The following is a 14,910-nucleotide window of genomic DNA, read 5'->3' as shown; positions in this document are numbered from 1 at the left end:
TGATCTAAACAAGCAGTCCCCAAGCCGACGACGGCTTGGGGACTGTTCTTGCTCTTATTGCTGCGGTTCGCCGATCAGCAGCGCGCCCGTCTCGTGCTCAAGCTCGACATTCAGCTTCAGCACGTCGCTGAAAAACGTCTGCGGCACGTAAAGCGTGCCGTCGATCATCACCGGAGCAATACCAAGCGAGATCGGCGCCGTGCGGTTATACACGTAGTAATCGGTGTCCGGCTTCACCGCCGTCCATGACGCGCCTTTGCTTACTTCCGCCGAACGGGCGGCCTGATTCCATTTCACCGTATAACCGGCTTGCTCCGCCACGGCTCTGAGCGGGAGCAGCCTGTCGCCGTGGCCGGTAAGCAAGTAAGCGGGCTCTCCTCCCGTCTGTTTCCCTTCGGGAACGACTCTTACGCTAAAGGCCGGCTCCTGCCCCGGCCGGCTGTCCGAAGCGGCCGCTTTAATCTCGACGATGCCCGCAGCGTAAGGCGCGATTTCATACGGCTGGAACACCAGGTACACATCGCCGTCCTTCACGTAGAACGGGTGGTCGTTCGTTATTTCCAATTCGGCCGCGGCATCCGCGAAATAGACGTCCGGCTCGGCCGCGGCCGCCGCTTTGACCGCCTTCTCGGCGATCGCTTTATAGCCGCTGCCAAGCGCTTTGTCCAGCGTTATCGTTTCCGCCGTCGCTCCGTTTACGGCGTTATACGTATCGACCCGCGTCATCCCGTGCGCCCCGCCGGTGTAGAAATACGACTGAACCGTCAAGCTCAGCGTACCGCCGTCGGCGCCGCCGCCAGCGGACTTGATTTCGTACGTCACTTTCATTTCGTACGGATCATAATCGTAACCGCCTTCCTTCGCCGCCGCGGCGCCTTCGGCCGCTTGCTTCTTCAGCGCTTGAAGATCCTCTTCCGCCTGTCGTTCGATCGCTGCGTTCAGCTGCTCCTGATATTTCATATCGAGCAAGCCGCTGACGACGGGAAGCTGTATGTCGACGTTGTAAATCTCCGTTTGCTCCTTCATGGCCTTGGACGTCACCGCAGCAGCGCCGACGCCGGTCTCGGCGGAGATCGGAACGGCCGAAACGGCCGGCGCTCCGTCGGCATGAACGGCGGAGACGGAAGGAACGGCTGCAGCAAGCAGGCAGCCGCCCGCTATGGCGAACGTTAATTGTTTGAAAGACGATTTCATGGCGTGTACCTCCGTAACAAGTGATGTATTGGGCCCGTTGCTTACTATAACGTATGGTACCCGGCCAAAAGTTACAACAAAGTTAACGCAAAGCGTTGGAACAGCAAGCTTCTTCAAGGAACTTGCCCGATCGCAATCCCAACTATATTTATAAAGTGGTAACAATTGCCTCATAAAGTCCTCATAATGTCCTCATACAATTCTAATAATTTCGTTTTAAGATAAACGTAAATCTAGTAGAAAAAGGAAGGCGGACCAAATGGAAGAGATCCATTGCGAAATTAACCGCATGAGAGCGCAAATGCTGGCCGCAGCCGAAAAGCACAACATGGATTTGCTTAATCCCGAAGTCATTTATTACAGCCAACAGCTGGATTTGCTGATCGTGCAAGCCCAACGCCTTCTCCGTTCCGCTTCATAGAAACGTCCGTTCTTTCCCTTATTGTGGAAACCGGCCTTATCCTATATTTTCACCTAATGAAACTTCTAATCGTTAACCCCATTCATCGCAGCTTCGTCGACCTACCGTTCATTCCCTCACATTCACATTAAACTTTTTCAAACCACACATTTTCCGCCTGAACGCTAGCTCTCGCAAATTGAACCGTCAACTTGATTTTTTCCCTTAGCCCGCTTTTTTAATTTCCATAACCCGAGTATTTTGGCAGCACCGTTACCCTAAAATCAGAACAAACCGAGGCTAGTGAGCCGTCATTCACTAGCCTCGGTTATTCGCGCTTATCCTCCGTTCTCGTGAACCGCTTCCAATCCGGCATTAACGGATTTCATAATTTGGACCATTTCCGTATAAGGCTGATCCTGCTGATTGACAAGGCCGATGTTGAAATTTTCGTTGTCCCTACGCCCCGTCACCGCTTGATCGTAATAAGTGAACCAACCCGAGCCGACAAACAGCGGGTGCGACGCCTGGCCTTCGACGAAGTCTTCGAATGCGAGCCCTCTCTCCTCGATGCTCGGCACGTTAGTCGATGCGTTCACCGGCGACAAGCCGCGCTGCGACGTGCCGAACGAAAACTCCAGGTTGAGAAGCGGCTTGTTAAACGACTCGTACCGGGCGATCCAGTTCGGGTCGTTCGTGTAATTGTCGACCGAGAACGCATCCACGATTTCCATCGCCGCCGAGTCCCAATCGAGGCTGGTCCGCCAGGTCGGGACAATCGACGAGCCGAGGAACAGGTGGTTCGGATCGTATTTTTCGATAATGCCCTTAATCGTCGAGAAGAACGTGCGGGATGCGAGCTTAATATAGTCCGATACCTCTGCCGCCGGAACGTTGGCGATATTAATGGACGTATCCTTCAAAGCGTCAAACGATTCGGCGCTTGTGCCGAGAAGCTGATTGACGGCGGCAATGTCGTTATTGTATTTGGCGGCGATATGGTCGACAAAGGCGTTTTTGGCCGCGGACTCCGAATCGTACGTGAGGACGGTCTTGACGATGTCGGCGTTCCAGCCCGCTTCGTTGTCGTACGTATAACCGATCAGCCACCGGTCGTTCTTGATTTCGTTCAATCTTGCCTTGAGCGCATCTTCGATGATGGAGGGCGCTTCGGGATCGAACACGTCGTACGTCCATTGAATCCGCTTCAACGTCATCGGGTCCTGCAGCACCTCGATATAAGGGAAATCGTTGATGAAATTCGGCTTCGTCCACTTGCTGAAAGCGTTGAAGCCCCAATCGATCAACCGTTTCTTCGTGATGTCCTCCCATTTTGCTTCGAAGCCGGCTCCGTATTTTTTCATGACGTTGGCTACGAGGAAGCTCACCCTTTCGCCGTTCGCATCGTTTGCATAAGCCGGAGCATACGCGCCCGGATCGGGAAGCTCCTCGAACACTAGCCTCGGCGTGCCGTCCGCTTTCTTCAGCGGCGTTCCGTATCCCCATTCCCACAGGCTGGCGGCGTCGACCCCCTTCAGAAAAAACTTATACCCGTCCGGCGTTATAAACCACCATTTCCCGTCGATTTGCTCCAGCCGGAAATACCCGGTGCCTTCGTATTGCCCGCCGCTCTTAATGCCGCCGTACTGGTCGTATTTCTCCCGGTTCAGCTTGACCTTGGAAAGCTTAGCGGCCTCCTGCGCGTATTCCTGACGGAGCTGCTCGTCGGAAGTCACCTTGCCGTCCCACGTTTCATAGATCCATTGCCCGTATTTGTCGACCATCATGGCGTCTTTCTTCAATTCGGCCTGCATCTGCTCGGCCGTATACGTCGGAGCCGGATTCTGCCCTTCGTCGCCCGTCCCTTTGTAGATTTGGACCTCCGATAAAGGGATATGCTGATAGGAATGGGCCCGCTTCATATCGATGACGATAAACCGGGCCGTCTTGCCCGCCATCGGCAGGTTGACCGTATTATTCAGGGCGGTTCCCACCCTTACATGCTTACCGGCGATATAGTAATAGTCCGGCGTCGCCTCGCTGCGGTATTTAACCGTAAATTCTTTGAATCCCCAATATTGATTGGGGGCGTTCATGACGATATTGATCGCTTCAAGCGGATAATCCTTCAGCAGGTCGATGACGACCTGAACGGTTCCGACGGCGGTTGCGCTCCCCATCCATCCCGCATAGGTCGTCGTTAATCCGTCCAAAATAACGCCGTTCTCCGAAGAGATAAGCCCCGTGGCCCCTTTATCCGGAAGCCCTCCCGCATTGGGAGCAATGCTGTAGTAGTAGTTTCCGGTTTTCAGCAGCTCGCCTTCCGCCTTCGCATATTCCCGTTGAACCGATACGGCGGGCAACAACAAGACGAGCGCCAACAGAAGCTTTCCGATCCACCCCGCATTCCGCGCATTCCACACCTTTCCGCTTCGCATCGCGGATTCCCCCTTTCATGACCCGTGACACAAGACAATACAAGACCGAATTCATGGGCTTCCTGCTTCTTTCTACATAACAATTCCCCCTTCCTCACGAATCAAACGGAATGCTTTATCGTCGATGTACAAGATGTATACGCTTTCATTAATGAAAACATTCCCATTCTTGTGCTGTTCAAATAATAAAATGTCGCATTTCTCCTTCCCTTTTTCGCAAGGAAGGCTTTGCGGACTTGAATGTTTTGACATACTAAACCATTAATGACGAACTTACCCATTCATTCGGTGAGCGGCATGACCGGTTGTACGACCGGGCGCCTGACCGGCCATGCCGCACGAAGGCAGCGGGAATAGGGGGAAAGGCGGTTCCTTTCCTTCCGGTACCGGAAGGAACCGTGCGGGCGGCGCCTGTTCCCGGCGGCCCGCGCTTAAGGGGTCATAAGTATTCGTTAAACAGCATTAACGCGAGCCCTTGGCCGTACAGCGTCGGCCGGACTTCGAACGCGTTATAGTCCTCTTCGCTCGGAAGCACCGGCGTTCCGCCGGAAACGCCGCCTACGCTGCCGTCTTCCTCTACAGCTTCCAGCACCCGGGCCAGCGTCAAATCGGCGGCCGCCCGATAGCTGTCGCCGACCCACCCGAGCTTTGCGGTCTTCCGAAAACCGGCGGCGATTCCGGCGCTGCCGGACAGTTCATGGCGATAGTCCGGCCGGTCCACGACAACCGGCCATAAGCCGTTTTCCGCCTGATAGGCATTAAGCCCGTGCAGCAAGCGGATTTGCCGCTCTGCTATCGCCTCCGGAACGGCCATTATGCCTTCCAGCTCCTGCACAATCATCGGCGTCGCCAGCGCGACCCACGCATTGGCCCTTCCCCAGCGGGCCCCGGACATCGGATCGTTCCGCGTACAATCCCAGCCATGGAACAGCACGCCGGTGCCGGCGTCCTGCAAAAGCCGGAAATGAAGCTGCAATTGATGCAGCGCCTCCGCCGCGTACTTCCGCTCCCCGCTGACTCTCGCCAGCCGGGCGAGAAACAGCACCGCCATAAACACCGTATCGGCCCATGCCTGCTCCGCGAACTGCTCCGACTCCGTTACCGTATGCTCGAACGCCCCGTTCCTCGTCCTTGGTGCTTCCGTCAGCATCCATTCGCCGATGCGGAGAGCATGCTCCCGATAGTACGCATCTCCCGTCAGCTCGTATAGCATGGGATAGACCGCATACGGGGCCATGCCGTTAATCACTTTGCGCGAATCGGCTTGCGAGCGGTTGCGCGCCTCCCAGCGAATCGTAAAATCAAGCACGTCTTGCCGTTCCGAACGTTCGTAATAGTCCATCAGCGCAATAATGCCCACGCCCGGATTCCAGTCCCAGCTTTCGATATCCATCCCCCAATCGCCGGGCTGCCCCCTCATAATGCGGGCCGCGACCCGGCCGGCCGCCTCCCCGCAAGCTTGCTTGCCTATATGCGTCATCGTCTAAGCCTCCTCATCAGCAAACGAGACCCGGTTATCCCGGTACAGTCTCGAAATTCGGTCCGGTCTCGCCGGAATCGCGATCTCCGTCCGTTTTCCGCTTCTATCAAGCCATGCGGACAACATTCCGTCCCTGTACAAGCTTCCGGCTTGCGGCCGTTCGGCCGAGTCCGACATCGCAAACCAAAACGCCCACGCCGCGCAGCTCCACTCATGCAGATTAAACGCCCGGCTTGGCCCCTCGTAGATCACATAGTCGATGCCAAGCGTCCCTTTCTGGCCGGAGCGCGAAATCGCCATACGCGGCATGCCGAGATCCGAGCAAGCGGCAAGCTGTTTAACCCGCACCGTCTGCTCCCCGATGATAGCCGCAGCGTCGTACCCTAGCTCATCCTCGGTACGGATCTCGATTCCGTCCGTATAGCCGCCGATTTCGAACCGAATGCGCAGGTCGGCCGCGTGAAATATGCCGTTAACCGGATCCAGCACCGGATGCCAATCGCCGTAGTCAAGCGCCATGTTCAGCCCGAATACGATGTCGCCGCGCTGCTGCGCTCCCGTGAACACGGCGGACGAGAAATCTTTGCCGTCCTTCAGGAAACGCAGCTGGACATAAGCCGGTTGGCCGCCGTTGTCGGCGTACGCGATCAGATTGCGCCGCTGATGCCACATCATCTCCTTGGAGAACGAGCCGAGGCAGAACGATTCGTTCATATAAGTCGTGGCATAGCTCTGATAGCCCGTTTCGTCCTCGTCGAAAATCGGGCAGCGGAAATACCGCTCCTCCTCCGAACGGAAGTAAGGCAGCAGCGTATCCGGGCAGCGCGGCGACCGCGCATCGATACGCTCCTCGCGAATGCCGGCGAACCATCGGGCTGCGGCGCCGTCCTTGTTCAGCATCGGGGCATAAGCGCGGCTGTGCGGCCCGGCCCATTCCCCCGTGCGCGGATGATAATGCTCGGCGGCCATCCGCCACGCCCGGAACAGCAGTTCTCCGGCCAGCCGGTTGGCCTCGGGATCCGATGACTCCCGGCAAATATGGTCGAGCTCCTCGATCGCAATCGGCGTATAGGTCGGGCTGTTGAATTCGACGAAGGTGCCGAGCCGCAAGGTGAAATCGTAAAGCCGCTGCAGCCGGTTCCGGCCGTACTCCACATACGTCTCCCGTCCGATCGTCTCGCCGCCCGCAAGCGTAACGAAAGCGCCCATGACCGCAATATTCGTATAGCTGGGGCCGACATCCCGTTTCACGATCGCCCGGCAAGCGCGCTCGATCGCCGCGGCCAGCTCCCGCTTCAGCTCCCCGTCCATCCGCTCCCCGTGGCGTTTCAGCATGAGAACCAGCTTCTTCCCGACAAAATCGGCATAGTTCCAGTCCGGCTCCTTCATCCGCGCAAGCGGCTCCTCCCAGAAATACGGCCAAACGCCGAAGGTCGGGCTGTCCTCCTTGGCATCCTGCAGCGGCAGCAAGGTCCGGACGATGCCGATCGCCCGCTCCGCGCGGTCCTGCCGCCCGCTTTCCAGCAAATCCAGCGCATAGGCGGCGGAGGAGTAGATGCAATGGGCGTAAGGATGGGATTCCGGGGTCAAAGCGGTATGGTACGTTTTGGTCATCGGAATATAGAGCAGCTTGACGGCCGCATCGTACGAGGCCTCCCGCTCCTTCAGGCTTGCCTCCAAATGATCGTTGACGCCTGCAGTGGACATGATCGTTCCCTCCTAACCTTTAACCGCTCCGACCGTCATCCCCTTAATGAAGTACCGCTGCAAGAACGGATACAAAAAGATGATCGGCCCGATCGTGATGACGACCGCCGCAAGCTGCACGCCTGTCGCGGAGACGGGAATATTGACGTTCGTGTTCAAATAGTCCAGATTCTGCGAATTGGATACGATCCGGCGAAGCATCATCTGCAGCGGATGGTTATGCGGATTGTCGATGAACATCAGCGCGTTGAACCAATCGTTCCAATATGCAAGCGCATAGAACAACGCGATCGTCGCAATTACCGGCATGGATATCGGCCATATAATCCGGAAAAAGATGTACAGCTCGTGCGCGCCGTCCACCGTCGCCGCTTCGTTCAGTTCAAAGGGCTGCGTACGGAAATACGAAGTCATGAGAAACGCGTTAAAGGCGGAAAACAAAAGCGGCAGCAGCAGCGCGAACAGCGTATCCCGCAAGCCCAGCCAGTTGGAAATCAGCAGATAATAACCGACCAGACCGGGCGGGAACAGCATCGTGAAATAAATGTAGAACGAAAGCACATAACGGTATTTGACCTTCGGATGCGCGGCCACGTAGCCGAACATGGAAGTAATAAGCACGGCTCCGGCGGTTCCGACGACCGTGATGAACACCGAGACGAAGCCGCTTCGGTATACTTGGCTGCCCTGGAACAGAAACCGGTAGGCATCGAGGGTAAATTCCGTCGGGAACATGCGGAACCCTTGAACGATCTGGCTTTCCGCCGTGAACGAACCGATGTAGACGAGCCAGAACGGTATAAGGCAAAACAAGGCGAAAGCCCCGATAAACAGATACGCGACGAGCGAAACGGCAAGCTGGGACGTGTCCCGAGGCTGGACCGGCAGCGCCAGCCCCCCGGACAGGGGCTTCGATCGCTTTAACGGCTTGGTTGTCATATGACGTCCCTCCTAAAAGTTTTACGGGTACAGCTTCTTCGAACAGGCGGCGGTTAAAACTCGCTTCGGAAGCATAGGCTTTCCCCTCTTAGAACAGCTTCGAGTCGTTGTCGACCCGACGGACGACCCAGTTGAAGAACAGGATCGTGATCAAGCCCATGACGGATTGAAACAGCGCGACCGCGGCGGCATTGCTGTAGCTGTTCATATTCGTCGACCGGAGGGAACGGTACGTATACGTATCGATGACGTCCGTCGAATCGAACAACAGCGAGTTGTCTCCGATAATGCCGTAAATCAGCCCGAAATCGCCGTAGAAGATGCGTCCCAGCTCGAGCAGCGTCAGCACGATAATCGTCGGGCGCAGCAGCGGGAGCGTAATGTACCAGATTTGCTGCCACCGCTTGGCGCCGTCGATTCGAGCGCTTTCATAATATTCCTCGGAAAAGCCGGTCAAGGTAGCCAAGTAGATGATCGAGCCCCATCCGGCGCCTTTCCAGACGAATATAAGCGTCAGCAGCCAAGGCCATACGGCCGGCGTCTGAAACCAGTAAACCGGCTCGAAGCCGAATTGCCCCAGCATCCGGTTGATCATGCCGTCCTGGCCGTTGAAGAAGTTGATGACCATCAGATTCACGACCACGATGGAAATAAAATGCGGCAAAATGACGAGCGATTGCGTCACCTTTTTGAAATACGCTTGACGAATTTCGTTCAGCAGCAGCGCAATGCATAAGGAGCAGATCGTGCCGGCCGCGATGAACAGCAGGTTCAAATAGATCGTGTTAACGGTCACGCCCAGCCAATCGGGTCCGGTGAAAAAAAACTTCAGATTGTCGAGTCCCGTCCACTCGCTGCCCCACAGCCCTTTGGCGGGGATGAACTGCTTAAAGGCCAACAGATGGGCTGACATCGGCACATAGGAAAAAATAAAGACGAATACGACGACCGGAAGCGCCATTGCGTAAAGCCATTTGTTTTTGCGAAGCTCGCGCCATATTCCCATGATCGGTTCCCACCTTTCGTTCAGGATGTACCTGAATGTTACGCGCAAGCCCCCTCGGACGTACAGTCCTGTTCTTATCAATCGGTATGAACGGCGATACGCTGGGGCGGTATGAATTGTACCAACGGCGGGAGTACGGATTTTACCGAAGGAAAATCCGATATTTTTGCTTGCCGCAGGCGCGGCTGTACTGACGGACAGCTCGCCGCTCCCTGCGGGCGCTATGCCGGCGGGTCGCCCGCCAAACCCTGTTGTGCCGGCGCTACTCCGGCGGGTGCCCGCCGCGAGACAGGCCGCCAGCCAACGAACTCAGCGGGTCTTATTTCGCCGAATAACGGCGTTTTCGCAGCCGTAACGAACTCAGGCGTCGTTATTTGCCGGTTTTACGCTCCCCCGTGGCGCTTTTTCTCTAAATAACGCTTCTCCAGTTCGTTGCATGGCGAGAAAGTTCATTCGGACCTGCATAAGCATCTCTATGTTCGTTAGAGCACTCGCCCCGCAGTATCCCCTCGGAGGCTCGAATAGAAAAAAACCGGCAAGCCTTGTATCAAGGCTTGCCGGCCTATATTCGGGCTGATCGCCCGTCGTAGATCGCTGCACTGCTCCCCGAATCCCGCGCCAGATTACCGCTCGCGCCGCGGCATAACGACTACTTTTTGCTTGCCAGATAAGCGTCCAATTGCTTCTGAACTTCCGCTTGCACCTTTTTCACGTTGTCGTACGCCGCCTTTTTGAACGCCGCGAGCCCTTCGTTCGGCTCCGTCACGCCCATCACAAGCGGATCGTAAAACTCCGTTCCCGCGTTGCTGAGCTGCGCAACCTCGTTGGCTACCGGGCTCGGATCGAAGGTGAAGCCCGCCAGAATGTCCGGCGTGAAATAGCTCGGATCCCGCTGCCACTTGTTCAACGCGATAACGTCTTCGGGCAGGCTGGCGTCGATGCGGTCCAGCTTCGGATTCCAGCCCCAGGCGAACGGTATGCCAGCGTAAGGGTTTTCCGGAATCGGCTTATACAGCCCTTCGCCCGCGTCCTCCCAGTTCTTGCCCTGGATCCCGTACGCAAGCAGATCGTAATTGTCCTTCTGGTTCAGCCAGTTCAGAAACTGAACGGCGCGCTCCTTGTTTTTGCTGACGACCGGAACCGCGATGAAATTGCCCGCCTTGTACGTCGAGCTCAGCTTCATATCCGGGCTGTACAGCGTAAACGCCTCGGCGGCCGCTCCCGGAACCGACTTCTCCAGCGAAGTGCGGGTGCTGAGATTGACGCCGAAATCGTTGAACGTCGACACCGCCGCCTTGCCCTTGGCGAACTCCGAGTTGCGCAGCGTCAGGGCGTCTTTGGCCAAGATGCCGTCCTGATACAGCTTATGGTTCTGCTCGAGCGTGCTCATGATGAGCGGGTCCATATCGTCGAAAATATTGTAAACCTTACCGTCGTTCCCTTTCGTGTACAAGCCGGGATAGTTGAGCACGGCCGCCAGGTTGGCCGCCGGATCGAGCATCCCCGCCAGCTTCAAGCCGATATGCTCGGTGCCGTTCGGAATATACGGCGTGAGGCCCGGCTCCTTCTCTTTCACCAAATACATAAAGTCGATCAGCTCTTCATAGCTGGCGATCGGCTTAACGCCAAGCTTCTCCCGTATATCCTTGCGGACGACAAACGTCCACGGACGGATGAAGTTCACTTCCAGAGGAACCGCATAAAGCTTGCCGTTCACCTTGTTCGACTCCATCAGCTCCTCCGAACGAACCGCCTTAATGTCGGGACCGTACTTCTCGATCAGTTCGTCCAACGGCTCGTATAGTCCGGCGGCGATATTTTGCACCGGGCTGTTGTCCCAGATCAAATCGTAATCCTCGGCGGAGGATAGCGCGACCTGACGCTTCTGGCGGACATCGGACCACGGAATAAAGACGACGTTCAGCTTGACGTTAAGCGTATCGGCCAGCCGGCTCTCCATCTCCGACTTCACTTCGTCCCAGTTCGCCGGCGGATCTCCGGGAAACATGATTTTAAGCGTAACCGGTTTCAAATCTTCGTTCCCGGAAGCCGGCGGTTCGCCGCTTTCGGAAGGCGGCGTCGTCCCGCCTGTGCTGCAGGCGGTCAAAGCCGCCGCTAGAATAAAGGATGCGACCATTAGCCAAAATCTTTTTTTACCGAATCTCATGGGCTAACCCCTCCCGATTATGATCCGCCGGACAACGGCTGCGCCAGCATCCGGCAAAAACCAGCTGCAGCGCGCCTGACCGGCTCGTGTGTTCGATCATACCCGGCTGCCCGGCCTTTGGTACAGTACGGGATTTATCAAACGGTACGGATGTTGACGATGGCGGCAGTATCGATTTTGCGGATGCGTCCGGTCCGTTCGTTACGGCTTAAGCTTGCGTATTCGCACCCGTCTTCGCTTGCTCCATCCGGTATTGACCCGGCGTCATCCCGGTTGCCCGCTTGAACAGCGAGAAGAACGTGCTTTTCGTTTGAAATCCGGACTGCTCGGTAATATCCGCTACGGTCCAATCGGTCGTCGTAAGCAGATGGATCGCGTATTTGATCCTTTGGTCCGTTATATAATCGGAGAGCGAAAGCTGGTAATGGTCTTTGAAAATTTGCCGGGCATAGTTGACGGATATGTTGACATGCGCGGCGATATCGTCGACGGAAAGCATCGGATTGTGCAGATGGTTGCGTACGTATTCCATCATTTCGGCGACGAGCTCTTCCTTCCGGGCGGCGCCGGTGCGCGGACGCTGCTGGTCCATCATCTGCAGCAGCTCCTCCAGCAGCCACGCCTTCACTTCGCCAATGGTGGAAAACCGGTCGAGAAAAGCATGAATACTCTTCATCCCTTGGAACGTCCTGCCGTTCTTGAAGCTTTTCATCATCGAATAAATGATATGGGTCAGCTGCAGCTTGCACTCCTCGTAGCTAAGCCCCTGCATATGCCGCGTGAGGCTGTCGAGATCCGCCCGGAGCGCGTCCGCGTTGCGCAGGCGGACGGCATGGATGGCTTGCTTCAGCAACTGTTCGTCCGGATCGCTTCCTTCGCCCGGCCGATAACGCTCCAAGTCGTCCATGGTGAATACCCGGTCCTCGTCGGACAGGAAGGCGAGCAGCGTCAGCTCGTAAATACGGTCGTAGACCGTCTGGAGATTAGCCCCTTCGTCAAGCGGGGGACTGACCGCCGCCTGCAGCTCCAGCTTCAGCCATCGCCGGATTTGAACGCGCACGTCCTCCATCGCTTCAAGGATGCGCGCCGTCTCTCCGTCCGAAGCGGAAGAGGAGACGAGCGCGACAATATGATCGGAGCCGAAGTCGACCGTTTCCGCGGCAAAACCGTGGTTCGCCAGCACTTCGGCCATCATATTCCCGAGCGCGTAACGGAGCAGCTTGCGCGACGCAAAATCGTAATACTCCTTGAACCGCCCGTACGACTCAAGACGGATAACGGCAATGCGGAACGCTCCCGTCCGAAGAATGGCGGTCTGCTCTTTGATAAACTGCTCTGCCGGGCCGGAAGCCTTCGAGCTGAGAATCCATTGCCGCAGCAGATCGTCCTTGATCAGCGCCTTGCTGCTCTTCAGCGACAGGTCCAGCTGCTCGAGCCTGCCGACCAGCCTGTCGAAGCTGGAATGCAGCCACGCGATTTCGTTGCCGTCCGGCGACGTATCCCCGGCAACCGGCTCCTTGGGGGCAAGCTTGGATTGAAGCCGCGCCGTCAAGTCGCTGATCGGCTTCAAGCGGCGGTACGATTGCCAGAACAGGAACAGGAGCAGCGCAAGGACCAGAACGACGGAAGCGGCGATAATGTCCGTCCGGATGCGGTCGATTTTGGCTTGCCACGCCGAGATCGGCGACAAATGGTACACCGTCCAGCCTTCGATCGGCAGCGTCGCCGTCCGGACCGACCACACGCCCTCGCCCGAGGACCATTCCCAGCGCGCCGACGGCGATGCCGGCTTCTCCGCCTGCGCAAACTCGTAAGCCAATTCGGCATCGACATTGCCGAGAATGAACTCTTTGTTCGGGCCTTCGACGATCATTTTGTTCTGGTCCTGGCCGGAGATTTGCAGCATATGTTCGTTGAGCAGCGGCTTGCTGAACAGGATGGCGACGTATCCGCTGTAGTTCCGGTTCGGACCGGCGGCCGGCACGATCAGCGCAAGATACGACCCTCCCTGCGACTTATGGTCGATGAATTGCAAATACGGCGTCGTCCCGTTGCTTTTGATGGCGCTCAACATGGATTGGTCGTGGAAATCTTGCTGCGTATAGAGGCTGGCTTCGGCAGAAGAGTAGATTTGATTCAGATTGAAATTAAACAAATAAATGCTATGGATAAAAGGCTCGCTGCTCACGAATTCGCGTACGCTTGCGGCCGCTTTATACAACGGCATCGGGGAGTAGTCGTCCCGGCTCATATTGAGCCAAAGCGCAATATTCTCTTCCGAATAGACCCGGAGCGCGAACTGGCGCAATTTCTGCAGCGTAAATTCCGACGTCTGCACGACTTGCTGCATTTTGTCCTGATTGGATTTATCGATTTCCTCCGTGGCGCTTCGCACGAACAGCTGGCTTAAATACATCGTGAATGCCAAAGTCAGCAAGCATACGGCCAGGCAGGAGTATAAAAACAGGCTGGCATACATCTTCCTCGGCTTAATCCGGCTCCACATGGTGCTCTCCCCGCTTTCCGCTTTCCGTAACTATTTCATATGATAGCCTTCCCCGACTTGTCCAGTATGAAATTTTATTCCTGCAGTACGGATTCTATTACATGGCTGCGCTCTCGCGAATAGGTGCCTTGCCTTGCTTGACGCCGACGGCCGGGAAACCGTCTCCTTGCCTGCGCTACCTTGGAAGCTGCTCGGCTAACGTATCCCGATTGTCCTCGATCCAATGCAATTCTTCGACGAACCGGCGAAGGAGGTCTTTAAGTCCCATTTCTGCCCGGATTTCCGTGCGAAGCCACCAGATCGATTCCACGAGATACAGCATCAGCATCGCCCTGGCCGGCATGCCGGGGGGCGCTTCGTCAAAATCCAAAATGCCCGCCACACCCTCATCGTTCAGCAACAGATTATCGACCCACAAATCCCAATGGAGCCACGCGGGCCGGAACGAATCGAACAAGCCGAAATCGATCGCTTCGACCAGGCGCCGGGAACGTTCCAGCCATTCCGCCGCAATCCCGTCGTCCGCCTGCCGCGCCTTGTTCCAATTGCCCTCCCACTCCTCCACATAGCGGGCTTTGTCCGGCCTCCAGACGGGAGCGCCAAGCGGAGGAACGGCGCGAAGCCGCTTGTGCATCCGCCCCGTTGCCAGTCCCAGCGAATGCATTTGCGCCGTATTCAAGCACCCCGCCTGAGCAGGTTGACCCTCTATCCAATCCTGTACCGTATAAAATAACCCCGAGGGCGTCTCCTGAAGAAACCGGCCGTTCGCCGCATGAACGTTCGGGCACGGTACGCCGCCGATGTTCAGCTCATGCTGCAGCCGAAGCGTCCTCTCGATATCGCTTCTCCGCTCGGGGCGGGCATGCAGCTTGTACCGGTCCGGGTGGTAATACTTCACGAATACCGGACCTTGTTCCGTCTCCATCCTCCACTTGACGTTCAGCCAGCCTTTGTCAAGAACGGCCGCTTCCGCAACGGAACGGCCGAATATCCGTTTCATATGAGCGGCGATTTCAGCCGCTTCAGGCATCCGTTCAAGCATTCCGAGCACCCTTCCTTTCCGCCTGGCGGAA

The 14,910-nt window shown here is 56.6% G+C and carries 10 protein-coding genes; 1 reads left to right on the top strand and 9 read right to left on the bottom strand.

What is annotated here, in order from left to right; genetic code table 11:
- Nucleotides 1-54 precede the first annotated feature (54 nt).
- Nucleotides 55-1,194 carry a PdaC/SigV domain-containing protein gene (locus ACFSW5_RS13840; protein ID WP_379274044.1) on the bottom strand — a complete coding sequence of 380 codons (1,140 nt, stop codon included), beginning with the start codon at nucleotides 1,192-1,194 and terminating at the stop codon, nucleotides 55-57.
- A 259-nt stretch (nucleotides 1,195-1,453) separates the two neighbouring features.
- Here ACFSW5_RS13840 and ACFSW5_RS13835 point away from each other — a divergent pair, with 259 nt between their 5' ends.
- A complete protein-coding gene (locus tag ACFSW5_RS13835) occupies nucleotides 1,454-1,615 on the top strand; it encodes an aspartyl-phosphate phosphatase Spo0E family protein (RefSeq protein WP_379274042.1) in 162 nt (53 codons plus the stop codon).
- A gap of 317 nt (nucleotides 1,616-1,932) precedes the next feature.
- Here ACFSW5_RS13835 and ACFSW5_RS13830 read toward each other — a convergent pair whose 3' ends face one another.
- From ACFSW5_RS13830 to ACFSW5_RS13795, 8 genes are all read right to left on the bottom strand, one after another.
- The gene (locus tag ACFSW5_RS13830) at nucleotides 1,933-4,032 is read right to left on the bottom strand and encodes a hypothetical protein (protein ID WP_379274040.1); all 2,100 of its coding nucleotides are present in this window, start codon (nucleotides 4,030-4,032) and stop codon (nucleotides 1,933-1,935) included.
- A gap of 439 nt (nucleotides 4,033-4,471) precedes the next feature.
- Entirely contained in the window at nucleotides 4,472-5,512 is a 1,041-nt protein-coding gene (locus ACFSW5_RS13825) for a glycoside hydrolase family 88 protein (RefSeq protein ID WP_379274038.1), read from the bottom strand.
- 3 nt (nucleotides 5,513-5,515) lie between these two features.
- Nucleotides 5,516-7,219 carry a hypothetical protein gene (locus tag ACFSW5_RS13820; RefSeq protein WP_379274036.1) on the bottom strand — a complete coding sequence of 568 codons (1,704 nt, stop codon included), beginning with the start codon at nucleotides 7,217-7,219 and terminating at the stop codon, nucleotides 5,516-5,518.
- Nucleotides 7,220-7,231: 12 nt separating this feature from the next.
- Nucleotides 7,232-8,158, bottom strand: coding sequence for a carbohydrate ABC transporter permease (locus ACFSW5_RS13815; protein ID WP_379274034.1), 927 nt, complete (start codon nucleotides 8,156-8,158; stop codon nucleotides 7,232-7,234).
- Between the two features lie 88 nt (nucleotides 8,159-8,246).
- Nucleotides 8,247-9,164 carry an ABC transporter permease gene (locus tag ACFSW5_RS13810; RefSeq protein ID WP_379274030.1) on the bottom strand — a complete coding sequence of 306 codons (918 nt, stop codon included), beginning with the start codon at nucleotides 9,162-9,164 and terminating at the stop codon, nucleotides 8,247-8,249.
- 649 nt (nucleotides 9,165-9,813) lie between these two features.
- Nucleotides 9,814-11,331, bottom strand: a complete 1,518-nt coding sequence (locus tag ACFSW5_RS13805; RefSeq protein ID WP_379274028.1) for an extracellular solute-binding protein — start codon at nucleotides 11,329-11,331, stop codon at nucleotides 9,814-9,816.
- A 208-nt stretch (nucleotides 11,332-11,539) separates the two neighbouring features.
- Nucleotides 11,540-13,837 (bottom strand): AraC family transcriptional regulator, encoded by a 2,298-nt coding sequence (locus ACFSW5_RS13800; protein WP_379274026.1) that lies wholly within the window; start codon nucleotides 13,835-13,837, stop codon nucleotides 11,540-11,542.
- 175 nt (nucleotides 13,838-14,012) lie between these two features.
- The gene (locus ACFSW5_RS13795; protein WP_379274024.1) at nucleotides 14,013-14,879 is read right to left on the bottom strand and encodes a phosphotransferase enzyme family protein; all 867 of its coding nucleotides are present in this window, start codon (nucleotides 14,877-14,879) and stop codon (nucleotides 14,013-14,015) included.
- Between the last annotated feature and the right edge of the window lie 31 nt (nucleotides 14,880-14,910).

This window comes from Paenibacillus thailandensis, from assembly GCF_042685365.1.
Lineage (GTDB): Bacteria > Bacillota > Bacilli > Paenibacillales > Paenibacillaceae > Paenibacillus_AP > Paenibacillus_AP thailandensis.
This window is presented reverse-complemented; position numbering and strand designations above follow the sequence as displayed.